This window comes from Mycobacterium sp. (genome assembly GCF_051006775.1).
Taxonomy (GTDB): Bacteria; Actinomycetota; Actinomycetes; order Mycobacteriales; family Mycobacteriaceae; genus Mycobacterium.
This window is the reverse complement of record NZ_JBPCSX010000116.1, coordinates 1-14,740: the sequence shown is the minus strand read 5'-3', so window position 1 is coordinate 14,740 and position 14,740 is coordinate 1. Positions and strand designations below refer to the sequence as shown.

Sequence of the window (14,740 nt, the reverse complement as noted above, 5' to 3'; positions counted from 1 at the left end):
GGCTAGAATGTTATAACTATATAGCGCATTAACCCGCGGAGTTACGCGCCTGCAGACCCAAGAGCGAGGCTTCATGAGTCAGGTTGTTTCAATCGGCACCTATCTGCCGGCGAGGACCTCGCACGGCCGATGCGTGGCGGGTCCAGACGAGGATGCACTGACCATGGCGGTTGCTGCCGGACGTGCCGCGGACCCCGGGGCCACCGCCCAGCGAGTCGTGCTGGTCTCACGCGACTTCCCCCTGCTGGAAGGGGGCAACGGAGGCGTGCTCCTGGCCGCCTTGTCGCTGTCCGCCACTACCGCGGTCAGCGAGGTCATCGGGGGTGCGCCAGCGGTTCTCGACCAGATAGTCAGCGCTGGCGCGGGGACCCTGGTGCTGGCGGCTGACAATTCCGCCGCGAACTCGGCAGCGGCTGCGGTGCTGATTGGTGACGCAGGTACCGCGGTGGTGCGGGTCGCTCAACAGACGCGCAGCCTGCCCGTCACCGTGCGCGGCGCCGACGGTGTCCGGCACGAATACGGCGACCCGCGGCTGCAGCGTGAAGTGGGGGTCAAGTCCACCCTCTCCCGACTTGGTTTGTCGGAGGCGACGGAGATAGCCGCGGTGGTCGGGGCGAAGGCCAACGAGTTGGGCACCAGTTGGGGGACGACAGGGGCCGTCGAATACCCCGCTTCCTCGGCGTCGGGAGTCATTCGTGCACTGGCCGAGGTGATTGAGCAAGGGCGCTCCGGCGTGCTGCTGGCCATCGAGCAGTCCAGTGTGACTGCTGCGGAGGTGACGCCCGGCGTCTCGTCGCCAGTCATCACGCGCAATGAAGTCTCGACACGGGAGCTGCCGAAGTTCCGTATCGCCGAGGGCAACGGAATCCCCATTTCTCTGCCCGCCTACGCGCGCGCATTCGAGCCGAAATTGCGCTGGGAGGCAGCAGTATTCGAGGAGTGCCCCGGTATCGATTCAGCCCCGCAGTTTCCGCCGCGGGCTCGGGTAGCCGACGACGGCGCACTTGTCAGTTCCTACCAACTGAAGCCGCTGCCGCGCACCGGCACGATCTACACGCAGACGACCATCCGAATTCCGGTTCCGGACCTCCCGAGCCCGTACTCGATCGCGGTCGTTCAACTTGAAGGAAGTCCGGTGAGAGTGCTGATGAAGATCACCGGAGTGCCTGCCGGCGAGGCCGTCATCGGTCAGGCTGGTTCAGTTGTGCTGCGCAAGATCGCCGACCGCGCCGGAATACCCGACTACGGGTATGCGTTCCAACCGCACGAAGGAGCCCGTTCATGAGAAACGTCGCAATGGTCGGTGCCGGGATGACGCCGTTCGCCGAGCACTTCGAACTGGGCATCAAGGACCTGATCCCGATGGCGTACGCGGAATGCGTGGCGAATGTGGACAAAGGAATCAAGAAGGCTGATATCGAGGCGGCATGGTTCGGGGAGTTGTCGACGAGTGACGGATTTCCCTCGGGCATCCTGGCCGACACCCTCGATCTCCTGGACATCCCGGTTACCCGGGTCGAGAACGCCTGTGCGACAGGCAATGACGCCATTCGAAACGGAACTCTGGCGATCGCGTCGGGACTGTACGACGTGGTTCTGGTGATCGGCGCAGACAAGGTGCGCGAAACCGCCACCAATACGACGTTCTGGGACTGGGCCGCGATGACCCGGGACAACGCCTGGGATTACCCGTTGGGCCTGGTCGCTCCGGCCAACTTCGCCCTGCACGTCAATCGGTATCTGCACGAGTCGCCGGCGACCAGGGAGCATATGGCCATGGTGGCGGTGAAGAACCATTTCCACGCGTTGGGCAACCCGAAGGCTCAGCTGAGATATGAGATCACGGTCGAACAGGCCCTGGCCGCACCGATGATCGTCGACCCGTTCGGCCTGTATGACTGCACACCGCAGAGCGATGGCGCCGCCGCGGTGATCCTGGCCGCCGAGGATGTCGTCGATCGCTACACCGACCGCCCGGTCTGGGTGCGCGGAGTCGGCCTCGGCATGGACAGGGTCATGCATCAACACAAGACCGACATGACGACGTTCCCGCCCACGGTGAAGGCGGCCAGGGCGGCGATGGCAATGGCCGGGGTCACCCCGCGTGACATCGACGTGGCCGAGGTCCACGACTGCTTCACCGGAGTCGAACTGATCAGCTATGAAGACCTGGGATTCGCCGAACGCTTCGAGGCCTACAAGCTGGTCGAGGGTCGCGAGCACTACGTGGGGGGTTCAATTCCCATCAATCCGAGTGGAGGGCTCAAGGCCAAGGGTCACCCGCCGGGCGCCACCGGTGTTGCGCAGTGCTACGAGCTGTTCAATCAATTGCGTGGTGAGTCCGAGAATCAGGTCGACGGCGCACGTTTGGCGTTGGCCCACAATATCGGTGGCCCGACCGCGGTTTCCGCTGTGACCATCCTTTCCAACCAGAAGAACTGACGGGACACCCACATGTCGAGCATCGAGAAATCAACTGCCCCCGAAACTCTCGCCGGTTACGAGCCGTTCGCGCCGTGGTTGCTCGTCGAGAAGCGTGGCAACGTCCACGTCGTGAGCATCAACCGTCCCGAGGCTCTCAACGCAGTCACCGAGGAGGTTCACCACGCCTTCGCCACCATCTGGAAGGTGCTGGACGCCGACGACGACGTGCGGGCCGTGGTGACAACGGGTGTGGGCAAAGCGTTCTCGGCAGGCGGGGACATGGTGATGTTCGGTCGTCTGATTGAAGATCAGGCTGCGCGGACGTTTCAGATTCACGAAGCGCGAACGGTATTCCTCGAGGTAATCAACTTCCCCAAGCCCCTGGTGTCAGCAGTCAACGGCCCAGCCGTCGGCCTGGGGTGCTCTATCGCCCTGCTGTCTGATCTGTTGGTGATGGGGGAGAGTAGTTTTCTGGCCGATCCTCACGTCGCGATCGGCCTGACTGCCGGCGACGGCGGTGCGGCAATGCTGCCCTTGCTGGTCGGCATGATGAAGGCTAAGGAATTCGTTCTGCTCGGCGACCGCATTACGGCTTCCGTGGCCGAGAAGCTCAACTTGGTGACCAGGGTTGTCAGCGACGATGCCGTCCTCGACGAGGCGCTGGCACTCGGCGAGCGCCTCGCCGCCCTCCCGCCGCAGGCTCTCCGGTCATCGAAGGTGGCGCTGAACATGCATCTGAGTCGAGCGGCACAGGGTGTCCTGGAGTACGCACTTGCCGAGGAGTTGGTCTCCTTCTCGACTCCGGAGTTCAAGGAACGCGTCGAGGCGTTCCGCTCGCGCTCGAAGAAGTGATTCAGTCAGATTAGGTGCGCGTCGACTAAACGAGATCGCCTGCCAGATCGAGCAGTACGGTAGAGAGATTCTTGCCCCACCGGTCCAGGGCATAGCCCGACGCGGGATAGCCGTTGGTGAGGAATGCGAAGCTGATCCCGGTTACGGGGTCGCAGAACGATTGTTGGCACGGCGCTCCGCCGTGACCGAAGGTCTCTGGCGATCCCGTGGCAGGCATCCAACCCTGCTGCCAGGATTCGCCGCGTACGGTGACGAACAGCCCCATCGAGATCGGATGTTCGGTGCCGCCGTGTGCTACTGGGCCGCAGGCGGGTTCGCGGTAACGCTCCCGGATGCCGTTCGCCACGGCCTCCCGCGACCAGACCTCTGAGTGCAACATTCCCTGGTAGTGCATCGCCACGTCCGCTGCGGTGCCGACGATGCTGTGCGAGGGTTCACCCCGTTCCAGAACTTCAGCGGAGGCGAGGTACCACGGACCCCACACGTCGAGCTCGTCGGCACCGTCACCGAGTAGCACCATTGGCGCAACGTTTCCCTGCTCGTCGATGGGGACGGCGTCCTGCACGGTCAGTCCCAAGGGGGCTGCGATGCGTTGGGCGAGGTATTCCGGCAGCGTCAGTCCGGTGACTGCCTCGATGATCTCCCAGACGATCCATCCCGTCGAGGTGAGGGAAAACTGGATGCGACCGCGCGTCTCCGGGTCGGGTTGCCAGCGGGCCATCGCATCCAGTCGCGACTGCCGACTGCCCATCCGCTTGACGCCAAGTGGGGCGTACGCCAGCCCGGCACGATGGCATGCGACGTCTTCCAGGGTGATGCCTTCGCAGAAGTTCGGAATCCACGTGGAAACCGGCGCGGTGATGTCGAGGTCATTTTCGTCGACGACCTTCCACAGCGCCCCGGCAACGAACGGGCGGCTCACCGATTGCAGGCGGTACCGCGTCGTCGGGTCGGCGTCTCCGAATGTTTCGAAGCGAACAAGGTCGCCACCGTATCCGACGGCCACCTGCGCGCTGGGCAGCCTGCCCTCGCTCACCTCGAGGGCAACCCGGTCCACCAGCATCGACAATTTCGACTCGTTCACGACCGGAAGGTTTCGATCGGTAGTCACCGCTGGGACGATACGTGGCGAGACGGCGATGCGGGTAGGGACGCATGTGCGAGCCGGCGGGCTTCAGCGTGGCTCCCGTGCCTGATTCGGCGATACAGACTGCTCTTCAATCGACGGCGCTATACATGTACAGTTAGACTGTCGTCCGTGATCGGCGCGGCGTTCGCAGAAGGAGTCAATGGTGACTGCACCGCAAGTTCCGGTTACCGAGGGGCTGTTCACCTGGCCATCAGACGAACCCCGCTTGATCGGCTCAGAGCTGGACGGAGTGATCTCTTTCCCGGCCAAGCCCGGTGAACCCGAGCGTCTGCTCGGTAGGCGAGGGACGCTGTGGGCGTTCACGACTCAGCAGTTTCGACCGCCATCACCGCCGTATGACGGCAACGACACCGCGGAGACATTCCAACCGTTCGCGCTCGGTTATGTCGAACTGCCCGGCGAATTACTCATCCAGGCACGGTTCACCGAGAACGATCCGGCCAAGCTGATCATCGGCCAGGAGATGGAGTTGTGCGTGGTTCCCTACACCACCCGTGAGGACGGCACCGAGGTGCTGACCTACGCGTTCGCGCCCGTGGCACCGGCTTCCGAGGAGAAGGTCTCGTAATGAGCAATGACGTGGCGATCATCGGAACCGGTTTGCACCCCTTCGGACGACATGGCACGACAACGGCGCTCGAGATGGGTGCGAACGCTGCCAAATCCGCGTTGATCGACGCTGGTGTCGAGTGGCCCGCAGTTCAGACCGCATTCGTTGGCAGCTACGAGGTGTCGAACCCCGACGCCATCGTCAGCTATCTGGGGCTGACGGGCATTCCGGTGCGCGGAGTCTTCAACGGGTGCGCGACCGGGGGCACCTCGCTACAGATGGCGGCCGCCGCGATCCGCAACGGCGAGGCGGACATTGCGATGGCGATGGGCTTCGACAAGCACCCACGCGGGGCCTTCGCGGCAGATCCGTCGGTAGTCGGACTGCCGGCCTGGTACGGACAGACCGGTCTTTTCCTGACCACCCACTTCTTCGGCACGAAGATCAACCGCTACATGGGCTTACACGGCATCTCGCTGGAGAGCTTGGCGAAGGTGGCGGCCAAGAACTTGTACAACGGGTCGATCACTCCGCACGCGTGGCGTCGCCAGGCTGCATCGGTGGACTCGATCATGAATGATCTGGTGGTCAACTACCCGCTTACCAGGTCGATGTACTGCGGGCCCTGCGAGGGGGCGGCGGCGGTTGTCCTGTGTCGGGGTGATCGTGCGCACCTATATACCGACAGCCCCGTATTCGTGCGAGCCTCGGAGTTGCGCAGCCGTCGTTATGGCGCATTCGAGCTGCAGAGCCCGTCTCTGCCACTGGAGACCGCACCGAGCCCGACCGTCGACGCATCGCGCGCGGCCTATGAGACTGCCGGTATTGGACCAGAGGATGTCGACGTGGCCCAACTGCAGGACACTGACGCGGGTTCCGAGCTGATCCACATGGCGGAGAACGGTTTCTGCGCGGACGGTGAGCAGGAGCAGTGGATCGCCGAGGGGGCGACGGAGCTAGGCGGTCGCCTGCCGGTGAACACAGATGGTGGACTCATCGCCAACGGCGAGCCCATCGGGGCATCCGGCCTCCGGCAGGTCAGGGAACTCGTATTGCAACTGCAGGGCCGCGCCGGCGATCGTCAGATAGCGGGCGATCCAAGGGTCGGGTACGCACACCTCTACGGCGCCCCCGGTGCCTCGGCGGTATCAATTCTCAGCCGCTGAGCAGTCAGCTGCTCGGTCGAGTGACCAAGGAGAGCTTTGATGTATGCCGAAGACTTTCTCGCCGTGCAACAACTGGCGGTGACCTATGCGGACTGTGTCAGCCGGGGGGACATCGGCGCTGCGGTTCAGGTGTACGCACCGGACGGCTGCCTCGAGACGCCCACGACCGCGCCCGCAATCGGGCGTGCGGCCATCGAGGCGCTTATCTCCTCGACGGTGGGCAGCCTCGAAATGGTTTTTCAGACGGTGCACGTTGGACTGATCCGGGTCGATGGCGACTGCGCGTCGGCCCGCACCCCCATCACGGAGTGGGCGCGCCGTGAACGGGACTCGCAGCCGTTTCTGTTCCTGGGCTGGTACGAGGACGAAGCCATCCGCTTGGACGAGGGCTGGCGATTCGCACGCCGCAGGCTCGTACCGCGTACGTTCGCGCGCCCCGACTTTCTCAGCGGTGCGTTGCACCCGGCCACGGCACTCGGTTTGGAGTTCGGGACATCGTGAAGGTGGGCCTGTACTTCGACCTGCGCAACCCACCCGAGTGGCGGCAGGACTGGCAGCGCCTTTACGGATTCACCCTGGAGGTATGCGAGGAAGCCGACCGACTCGGAATCGGGTCGCTGTGGTTCTCGGAGCACCATCTGTTCAGCGACGGGTATCTGAACCAACCCCTCACCTTCGCGGCCGCAGTGGCCGCCCGCACCCACCGGGCCCGGCTTGGCACGGCGGTCCTGGTGGCCCCGATCAGACGGGCCGCGCATATCGCTGAAGAAGCGACCGTCGTCGACCTCGTCAGCGGTGGTCGCCTGGACCTCGGCCTGGGTACCGGCTACCGGAGACCGGAGTTCGATCTGTACGAGGAGTCGCTGGTCGGCCGCTACGACCGCACCGACGCCCGCGTGCGCGAGATCCGGACGCTATGGGCATCCGGGACGCTGACACCATCACCGGTTCAAGATCGGGTGCCTATCTGGCTCGGCTACCAGGGGCCCAAGGGTGCGCGGCGTGCTGGCGTACTGGGGGAGGGACTGTTGTCGGTCAACAGCGAACTGCTAGGGCCCTATCGCGAGGGGCTGATTGCGGGCGGCCATGATCCGGCGTCGGCGCGGATGGCCGGCGCGCTCAGCGCATACGTCACCGATGATCCCGAACGTGATTGGCCGCTGCTGTCCAAACACGTTGCTTGGCAGGCGGACTCGTACCGCAGGCACATGGTCGACGGCACCGATCAGCCGGTTCCCAAACCGGTGGATGTCAACAGGATCAGGAGCAAGGGATTGACGACTGGTTTTCACGGGTTGCTGGTTGACACCCCGCAGACCGTCGCAAGGCAGGTACGCGAGATGACCGAGGGTCTCCCCGTGGAAACCGTGTTCTTCTGGGTATCCATCGCCGGCATGCCCGATGACATGGTGATGCGCCATATGCAGACCATCTGCAACGACCTCGCGCCGCTTCTGGAGGATGCATGAGCACTCGCGGATCGTTCGATTTTCGGACCCTCGTCGGGTCCACCGACAGCGGGTGGGGGCCGGGGGTGTACGAACGACCCGTGATGGGACTGCCCGTCGCGGGTCAACATGTCTGGGGCGCGCTGCAGGTCGGCGGCCGCCGACTCTTACTCATCAGGCACTTCATGAACGAGATGGCCGGGCGGTTCCTGGTCTACGAGGCTGCCATCGGGGAGGACATGACCTACTGCCGTTCCAAGGGGTACAGCGGGCTATGTGAGATCGGTGAGATCGACGGGCAGTGGGGCATCTACCAGCCAGGTTCGCCGCCATCCTTCGTGTTCACGACCCACGGCGAGGAGGGTCGATGGGTGGACGGCACCGCCGACCTGACGTTGCGCCTGCATCCGACGGCACTGCAATTCGTCACCCCGGACTCCGACGAGCCGCTGGCATACTTCGCCCGCGCCTTTGATGTCACCGGCGGAACGTTCGACGGCCAACCTGTCGACGCGGGTGTGGTGATGCAGGAGCAGGTCTACCTGAGCAGCGGTAGGGGGTGGATGCTCAGCCGCCACAAGCGTGAACTCCAGGGTGCGTGGATTGCCTTCGCGAACCGCTACGCCGACGGCAGCTTCGAGTTCGGCTCAGTCTGTGTCGGTACTCGGGGCTGGCAGTTCGGGGTGGTGATCAGATCTGACGGCAACCACGTGCTCGCGGACCGGCCGGCGGGAGGCGCCAGCTCGGACGGCGATACCTTCGATGTCGAACTGGACTTCGGCGCCGATGGGACGTGGCGATGGCGTCCGCCCTCCGAAGGTGGTGGGCGCGTGCCACTTCCGGGCCCACGCGAGACCACCCCGCTGTGGGCTGAGGGAATCTTCCAGCGTGACGGTGACGACCGCGAGCTGGTGTTCGCCCATACCTGGGCTGAGGTGTATCCGCATCACCTCGACTCGGCGCAGACAGCTAGACGAGTTCACTCATGAGTGACGATCGCGCCATTGACCAATCTGCTGGGAAGGGTGCCTTCGCCGAGAAACGGGAGCCGGAATGGACGAACAGCTAGTGAGCACAGGGTGTAGGGAACTTGATTTCTCCGTCTTCGAGGCGCTGGCGTGATGGCCGGGCCACTGCAAGGACTACGCGTCGTCGAACTCGCGGGAATCGGCCCGGGACCGCATGCTGCAATGGTGCTCGGCGATCTGGGAGCCGACGTCATACGCGTCGATCGACCCGTCAAGAACAGCCTGATCCCAGGCGATACCGGCCGCGACTCCATGTTGCGCAATCGGCGGGTCGTCGTCGCTGACCTCAAGACGGCGGAGGGTCGCGACCTCGTGCGCGCGCTCATCGGCAAGGCCGATGTCTTGATCGAGGGATTTCGACCCGGGGTGACCGAGCGGCTCGGTCTCGGCCCGCAAGATTGCGCCCAGATCAACCAGCGACTGATCTATGCCCGCATGACGGGCTGGGGCCAGACCGGTCCGCGGTCGCAGCAGGCCGGTCATGACATCAACTACATTTCACTCAACGGAGTACTTCACGCCATGGGGCGAGAGAACGGGCCGCCCGTGCCTCCGTTGAACCTGGTGGGTGACTTCGGCGGCGGGTCGATGTTCCTCGTCGTCGGCATCTTGGCCGCGCTGTGGGAGCGTGGGGTGTCGGGGCTGGGCCAAGTCGTCGACGCGGCGATGATCGACGGTTCCTCGGTGCTGGCTCAGATGATGTGGAGCATGCGCGCCCAAGGAATGTGGAATGACGAGCGAGGCACCAATCTGCTTGATACCGGTGCGCCCTACTACGACACCTACGAGACCGCTGATGGCAAACACGTTGCCGTAGGTGCGATCGAGCCGCAGTTCTACGCATTACTTCTCGAAGGCTTGGGGCTGGATCCCGCGACCTTGCCTGGTCAGAACGACAGGGGGCGCTGGCCGGAATTACGCTCGGCGCTGGCCAGAGCCTTCATCGCACACGACCGTGATCATTGGTCCGAGATCTTTGCAGCATCGGACGCCTGCGTTACGCCGGTGCTGAGTTTTGCCGAGGTGGAGATGGAACCGCACATAACAGACCGCGGTACGTTTTTCCACGCTCGTGTCGACGGGAACGATAACCTCGAGCCGATGCCGGCGCCCCGGTTTTCCCGCACGATCCCGCCTGAGCCCGCACCGCCCCCGGTCGACTCCGTTGATGTCGAGACCGTGTTGAGCGGGTGGACTGTGGTGGCTTAGCCAAACGGGAGCTTTTCTCCGACAGGCTCGGTTGGAGTGAATGTCGCAGGCAGATTCGTATACCCGTTGACCTGTCCCAGCGACGGGTACCGCTGCGCAGCCGCGAGATCGATTTTGAAGCCCGGCAAGCGACGTAGCGTCACCTTGAGGACTTCTTGAAACTGGACCCGGCCGAGGTTCGAACCGAGGCATCGGTGTGCACCCAACCCGAAGGCTTGGTGACGGTTGGGCCAGCGATCCAAGTCGACCTCGTCGGAATTTTCAAAAATGCTGTCGTCCTGATTCGCCGAACTCCACGAGAGGAGCAAACGATCACCCGGACACAGCCGTTGGCCACCCAACTCAGTCTCTGTCGTCACGGTGCGGGCCAGCGCAGGCGCCGGCGACACCCATCGGAGGAACTCCTCCGTTGCGCGCTTGAGCAGCTGTGGCTCATCAAGGAGCCTCTTCTGCTCGTCTGGGTGCTCGGATAGCCACACATACGTGTGAGACAACAGTCCGGTGCTGGTATCCACACCACCGATCAGCTGGAGGAAGCAGATCTTTAAGATCTCCTCCTCGGAGAGAAGCTCGCCGTCGATCTTCGACTGCAAGAGGAACGTCAGCAGATCATCCGCCGGATTATCGCGGCGGATTGCGAGCTCTTCCGACAGCCGTCCCATGACGCGGAATATTCCTTGAATGGCGCGGTCGTACATCTCCGAACCCGGTACAGCCCAGGAGATCTCGTGGAAGGGTGTCGCGACGTCCTCCCAATCGGCCAATGGCAGCCCAAGTAATTTCATGGTGAGCATCGCGGGTACGGGACTGGCCAAGTCGTTGACGAGATCGCAACTGCCGGACTCGCAGAACTTGTCGATCAGAGCATTGGCAACCTGCTGCAGAAACGGGCGCCACAGCTCGGCCGCCGAAGGTGAGAACTTCGGGTTGAGCAGGTCCCGATACTGGGTGAACCGCGGTGGGTCTACCTCAAGCGGTATCAGCTGCATTGGTGCCGACGGAATGGCAGTTCCCTTGTAGCCCTTGCGTTCTCCGGCCAAGTCGTTGTCCGACGAGAAGGTGTGGTCGTCGAGCGCTACCTTTTTGACGTCTTCATAACGTGAAACCACCCAGTAGCCACCGTGCGCCTCAGTCCAGGCGACGGGGCATTTTGTTCGCAGGTCCCTGGTCACCTCGCGCCAGTTGTCCGCGAAGGCCGCGGAGTGGTGGTCGAAGTCGATCGTCGGTCTATTGGCGAGGTCGTCAGTATCAGTCATTTTTTTCTCAATTCCCGTCACAGCAGGTTGACGTACACGTTTTTGGCCTGGGTGAATTCGCGAATGCCATCGAATCCGCCGAGGCGCCCCCACCCGCTTTGCTTGGCTCCGCCGAAGGGCACCGACGTCGGGATGCCGAGGAAGCCGTTGACCCACACCAACCCGACCTCTAACTGCTGTGCCACCGTGTGCGCACGCTTGATATTGGCGGTCTGGATGTAGGCGGCGAGTCCGAACGGGGAGTCGTTGGCAATGCGTACCGCGTCTTCCTCTGTGTCGAAGGGGATCACCGTGATGACGGGACCGAAGATTTCGTCGCGCGCCAGCGCTGAGGCGTTGTCGACGTCGGCGAATACGGTCGGGGCAATGAAGTACCCGTTGGCGAGCTCGCCGCCGAGACGCTCGCCGCCGGCGATGAGCCGAGTCCCGTCGCGCTTGGCGGTGTCGATCACGCGCATGATGCGGTCGGCTGATGTTTCGTTGATGACCGGCCCGAAGAAAGTCGAGGCGACGAGCGGATCGCCCACCTCGAGGGTGCCGAGAATGCCCTGGACGGTGGCCAGAACTTCTTCATAGACGGGCCGTTGCACAAGCACCCGGGTTCCATTGATGCAACCTTGACCGCTGCCCTGCATCCCCAGAATGGCCTGCATCGCGGCGCTGCCGAGGTCCGCGTCGGCAAAGACGATATTGGCGGACTTGCCGCCGAGCTCCAGTCCGACGGGTTTGAGTACGTCCTTCGCAGTGTCCAGGATGCGTTTCGCGGTGGCACCGCTGCCGGTGAAGTGAATTTTATCGATGCCTGGATGCGCGACCATTGCCTCGCCGCCCGCCGGTCCTGCTGTGACGATGTTGAGCACACCGGGAGGCAGGCCGGCCTCCAGCAACAGTTCACCGATTCGGATCACCGCGTACGGTGCGAGTTCCGGCGGTTTGAGCAGCACGCAGTTACCGGCTGCGAGTGCCGGCGCCAAGGTCATTCCCATCGCGTAGACCGGTCCGTTCCAGGGAATGATGATTCCGACGACGCCGTAGGGCACCAATGTTGCGTAGTCCAGAGCCGGTGCCGGCCAGGTGGGGATGACGTCGCCGACCAACTTGTCCGCCCACCCGGCGTAATAGGAGAAGGCATCCGCTGCTGCCGCCGGCCCGCCCATAGCCGCGAAGACCGGCATTCCGTTGTCCACCTGCGAGATGGCCACGAGTTCGTCGGAGTGTTCGCGCATCAACTGGGCCGCGCGGAGGAGGATCTCGCGGCGTTGGTCAGGGGTTGTTGCTCGCCACACCGGTAGGGCCGAGCGGGCGGCCCGGACGGCTAGGTCTATCTCGCGTTCGCCAGCCAGGGTGACGTCAGCGGTGCTCTCGCCGGTCGCACTGTAGACGTGAGCGAAGACCCCACCCGAACTGTCGTCGACCCGCTGGTCTCCTATCAGGAGCGCTGTGCTCGGTAGTAGTTCTAGCGGCGGGGCGATGAGTGCCACGGGACCTCACTTGGTGTCGGTGGACCAGGGAGCGGATTCGGCATCACGCTACCGCCCTGCGAGCATTCCTGACAAGACCGTCGATTATCTGGAAGGCGGTGGGTGCCATCCCGGAGGGCCGGCCATCCATGTCAGGATTCGCTAATGCCCAGAACATCTTCCCGGCCGCAGACCCAGGTCAGACGGAACGCCCCGGCGTCCGACGTGGGCACCAAGGGGCTCCGGACGAGAACTCGAATCCTGGCCGAGACCAGGCGGTTGCTGATGAAAAAGGGCTACGACGCCACGTCGATCACCGATATCACCGAGGCGAGCGGCATTCGTCGGGCATCCTTCTACACCTACTTTGTCAGCAAAGAAGACGTCCTCCTGACCCTGGGCCAGGATGCAAAAGATGCCGGTGTGGCCGCCGCGGAGGGCCTTCGAAGTCTTACCCCGGCGGCCACGATTGCCGACGTCGCCACCTGGGTCGCGGGGTACCTGGCATTCTGGGACGAACACGGCCCCTTCATCAACGCTGCATTTCAGGCCGCCTACGTGCATCAGGAACTGCGGCAGTGGAGCATTACCGCGGAGATGGAAGGCGCGAGGATAATGGGCCAGGCCCTGGTCAACCTGCGCGGTGGAAAGCACATACCGGGTGTGGATCCCCTGACTCAGGGACTCGCGATTCAGTCGATGCTGGAACGCTTCTGGTACCACTGGCGGGTGTCGGGGGCATCGGTCAAACAATCGACGATTTCGTTGAGCATCGCGCAGATCATCTGGGCGAGCGCGCACTCAGATATGCCACTTGTCTAACCGCCGAGGTACAGCAGGCTGAAAATGATCAGCCACAGCAAATCCACCAGATGCCAAAAACCGCAGCCGCTTTCGAACAGCTTTGTCGGCCGCCCGGGAGAACTGCCAGCTCGAACCGCGAGAAGTGCCAGTATCGCCAGTCCGCCGCACAACTGCATGAAATGTATGCCGGTGATGGTGAAGTAGTAGACGAAGAATTGGTTGGCCCCGCGGTATCCGGCCGCAATGAGCAACGACCACTCGACGACCTTCACGACGGCAAAGGCTGTGCCGAATCCGAGCGCAATGAGGAATGCGCCGCGGGCGTGGCGCCCACCCGCCCGCACGGCCTTCAGTCCGACCGCGACCATGAATGAACTCGTGAGAACCAGCAGCGTGTTCGACAGCGCCAAGCCTTGATAGAGAGCGTCCCGTGATTCGGCGAACACTTCGATATGTCGTTGACGGTCGATGGCGAATGAGATGAAGAAGGTCGTGAACATCGCGAGGTCCGCTGCGAACAACCCCCAGACCCAGGGTTCGCCCGGGACGCGCCGCCGCAGAGTGCCAGCGCTCGTCTGTTCGGCGGTGTCCTTGGTCACATCGCACCCTCCGCCGTGATTGACAACACTGTCGGTTTCTGGTTGGTTCAGCCTAGTGGCAGCGGCAGGCGCCTGGCCTTGCACCTGCGGTAAACGGTCGGAAACATGATGGAGGGGAACCTCGGTGGTGACGGAAGCGACCAACCCCGCAACAGCATTGACCGGTCGCCCGTCCAGCTACTCCAGGGTCATCGGAATCGCCGGCCCCCTCCTGGGCGCGATCGCGATGATGGTCGTTGTGCTTTACCTGGCGGGGCGCAGTGGCGGTACGCTTGCCGCCCCGGTGGGCGCACACGCTTGGGCAATCAGCGTCACCGTGATCGCGCTACTCATCCTCGGAATCGGTGTCGTTCAGTCGGTTCGCAATCGCGCCCTCAGTCGCATGCTGCTCATCGGAATCTCCACCGGTCTGCTCTTCTGGCAGGAAACCTACGGCGACTGGGCCACCTACCTGCTCTACAGCTCGGAGTTCGCCACATACTCTTGGCAGGACACCCGCTGGACAGCACCCGTCAAAGCCTGGTGGTTCATTCCGGGGTACGTCTTCTTCTACTCGACGTTCCTGTTCGCTCTGGAGAAGGCCTTCGACACCGTCAAACGTAGCTGGCCCGACTCGAATCCCTATGTCGTTACGACCGTCGTCTCGTTTCCGATGTTCTATGTCTTCGATCTCACCCTGGAGGGTGCAGCGCACGGATTCGGTTGGTGGCATTACCAATTTGCCTTCGGCCCGACGATTGCGGTGGGCGAGGGCCGATTCCCCCTGGTGTGGCCGGTGCTGGAGCAGGTGCCGT

15 protein-coding genes are annotated in these 14,740 nt (G+C 63.4%); 11 read left to right on the top strand and 4 right to left on the bottom strand.

All coding sequences use genetic code 11. The features are described from left to right. Positions 1–73: 73 nt before the first annotated feature. The 3 genes from ACR2JI_RS08595 to ACR2JI_RS08585 are packed head-to-tail and all read left to right on the top strand — an operon-like array spanning position 74 to position 3,276. Complete coding sequence (locus ACR2JI_RS08595) at positions 74–1,285, top strand: Zn-ribbon domain-containing OB-fold protein (protein WP_526389663.1); 1,212 nt, start codon at positions 74–76, stop codon at positions 1,283–1,285. Next, positions 1,282–2,442, top strand: coding sequence for a thiolase family protein (locus ACR2JI_RS08590; protein WP_526389662.1), 1,161 nt, complete (start codon positions 1,282–1,284; stop codon positions 2,440–2,442). The genes ACR2JI_RS08595 and ACR2JI_RS08590 overlap by 4 nt, the downstream gene beginning before the upstream one ends. A 12-nt stretch (positions 2,443–2,454) precedes the next feature. Then, positions 2,455–3,276, top strand: a complete 822-nt coding sequence (locus ACR2JI_RS08585; protein ID WP_526389661.1) for an enoyl-CoA hydratase/isomerase family protein — start codon at positions 2,455–2,457, stop codon at positions 3,274–3,276. 25 nt (positions 3,277–3,301) lie between these two features. Here the strand turns inward: ACR2JI_RS08585 and ACR2JI_RS08580 are convergent, their stop codons facing one another. Next, entirely contained in the window at positions 3,302–4,387 is a 1,086-nt protein-coding gene (locus tag ACR2JI_RS08580) for a serine hydrolase domain-containing protein (protein WP_526389660.1), read from the bottom strand. A 181-nt stretch (positions 4,388–4,568) separates the two neighbouring features. Here ACR2JI_RS08580 and ACR2JI_RS08575 point away from each other — a divergent pair, with 181 nt between their 5' ends. From ACR2JI_RS08575 to ACR2JI_RS08550, 6 genes are all read left to right on the top strand, one after another. Then, entirely contained in the window at positions 4,569–4,994 is a 426-nt protein-coding gene (locus tag ACR2JI_RS08575; protein ID WP_526389659.1) for a Zn-ribbon domain-containing OB-fold protein, read from the top strand. Next, positions 4,994–6,142 carry a thiolase family protein gene (locus ACR2JI_RS08570; protein ID WP_526389658.1) on the top strand — a complete coding sequence of 383 codons (1,149 nt, stop codon included), beginning with the start codon at positions 4,994–4,996 and terminating at the stop codon, positions 6,140–6,142. Before ACR2JI_RS08575 ends, ACR2JI_RS08570 begins: the two co-directional genes overlap by 1 nt. Positions 6,143–6,181: 39 nt before the next feature. Beyond that, positions 6,182–6,643 (top strand): nuclear transport factor 2 family protein, encoded by a 462-nt coding sequence (locus ACR2JI_RS08565; protein ID WP_526389657.1) that lies wholly within the window; start codon positions 6,182–6,184, stop codon positions 6,641–6,643. Next, a complete protein-coding gene (locus tag ACR2JI_RS08560) occupies positions 6,640–7,611 on the top strand; it encodes an LLM class flavin-dependent oxidoreductase (RefSeq protein WP_526389656.1) in 972 nt (323 codons plus the stop codon). Before ACR2JI_RS08565 ends, ACR2JI_RS08560 begins: the two co-directional genes overlap by 4 nt. A gap of 65 nt (positions 7,612–7,676) precedes the next feature. Next, positions 7,677–8,579, top strand: coding sequence for a hypothetical protein (locus tag ACR2JI_RS08555; RefSeq protein WP_526389655.1), 903 nt, complete (start codon positions 7,677–7,679; stop codon positions 8,577–8,579). Positions 8,580–8,711: 132 nt separating this feature from the next. Further along, a complete protein-coding gene (locus ACR2JI_RS08550) occupies positions 8,712–9,827 on the top strand; it encodes a CaiB/BaiF CoA transferase family protein (protein ID WP_526389654.1) in 1,116 nt (371 codons plus the stop codon). Here the strand turns inward: ACR2JI_RS08550 and ACR2JI_RS08545 are convergent. Together ACR2JI_RS08545 and ACR2JI_RS08540 are read right to left on the bottom strand one after the other, a co-directional pair. Continuing rightward, positions 9,824–11,104 (bottom strand): cytochrome P450, encoded by a 1,281-nt coding sequence (locus ACR2JI_RS08545; protein ID WP_526389653.1) that lies wholly within the window; start codon positions 11,102–11,104, stop codon positions 9,824–9,826. The two genes, ACR2JI_RS08550 and ACR2JI_RS08545, sit on opposite strands and share 4 nt — an antisense overlap. Continuing rightward, positions 11,101–12,564, bottom strand: a complete 1,464-nt coding sequence (locus ACR2JI_RS08540; protein WP_526389652.1) for an aldehyde dehydrogenase family protein — start codon at positions 12,562–12,564, stop codon at positions 11,101–11,103. Before ACR2JI_RS08540 ends, ACR2JI_RS08545 begins: the two co-directional genes overlap by 4 nt. A 144-nt stretch (positions 12,565–12,708) precedes the next feature. On the opposite strand from ACR2JI_RS08540, the gene ACR2JI_RS08535 reads away from it, so the two are divergent. Further along, positions 12,709–13,365, top strand: coding sequence for a TetR/AcrR family transcriptional regulator (locus ACR2JI_RS08535; RefSeq protein ID WP_526389651.1), 657 nt, complete (start codon positions 12,709–12,711; stop codon positions 13,363–13,365). On the opposite strand, the gene ACR2JI_RS08530 is transcribed toward ACR2JI_RS08535, so the two are convergent. After that, entirely contained in the window at positions 13,362–13,946 is a 585-nt protein-coding gene (locus ACR2JI_RS08530) for a cytochrome c oxidase subunit 3 (RefSeq protein WP_526389650.1), read from the bottom strand. The two genes, ACR2JI_RS08535 and ACR2JI_RS08530, sit on opposite strands and share 4 nt — an antisense overlap. A gap of 124 nt (positions 13,947–14,070) precedes the next feature. Between ACR2JI_RS08530 and ACR2JI_RS08525 the strand changes: the two genes are divergently transcribed. Next, a partial coding sequence (locus tag ACR2JI_RS08525; RefSeq protein WP_526389649.1) for a hypothetical protein occupies positions 14,071–14,740 on the top strand: 670 nt, incomplete at its 3' end.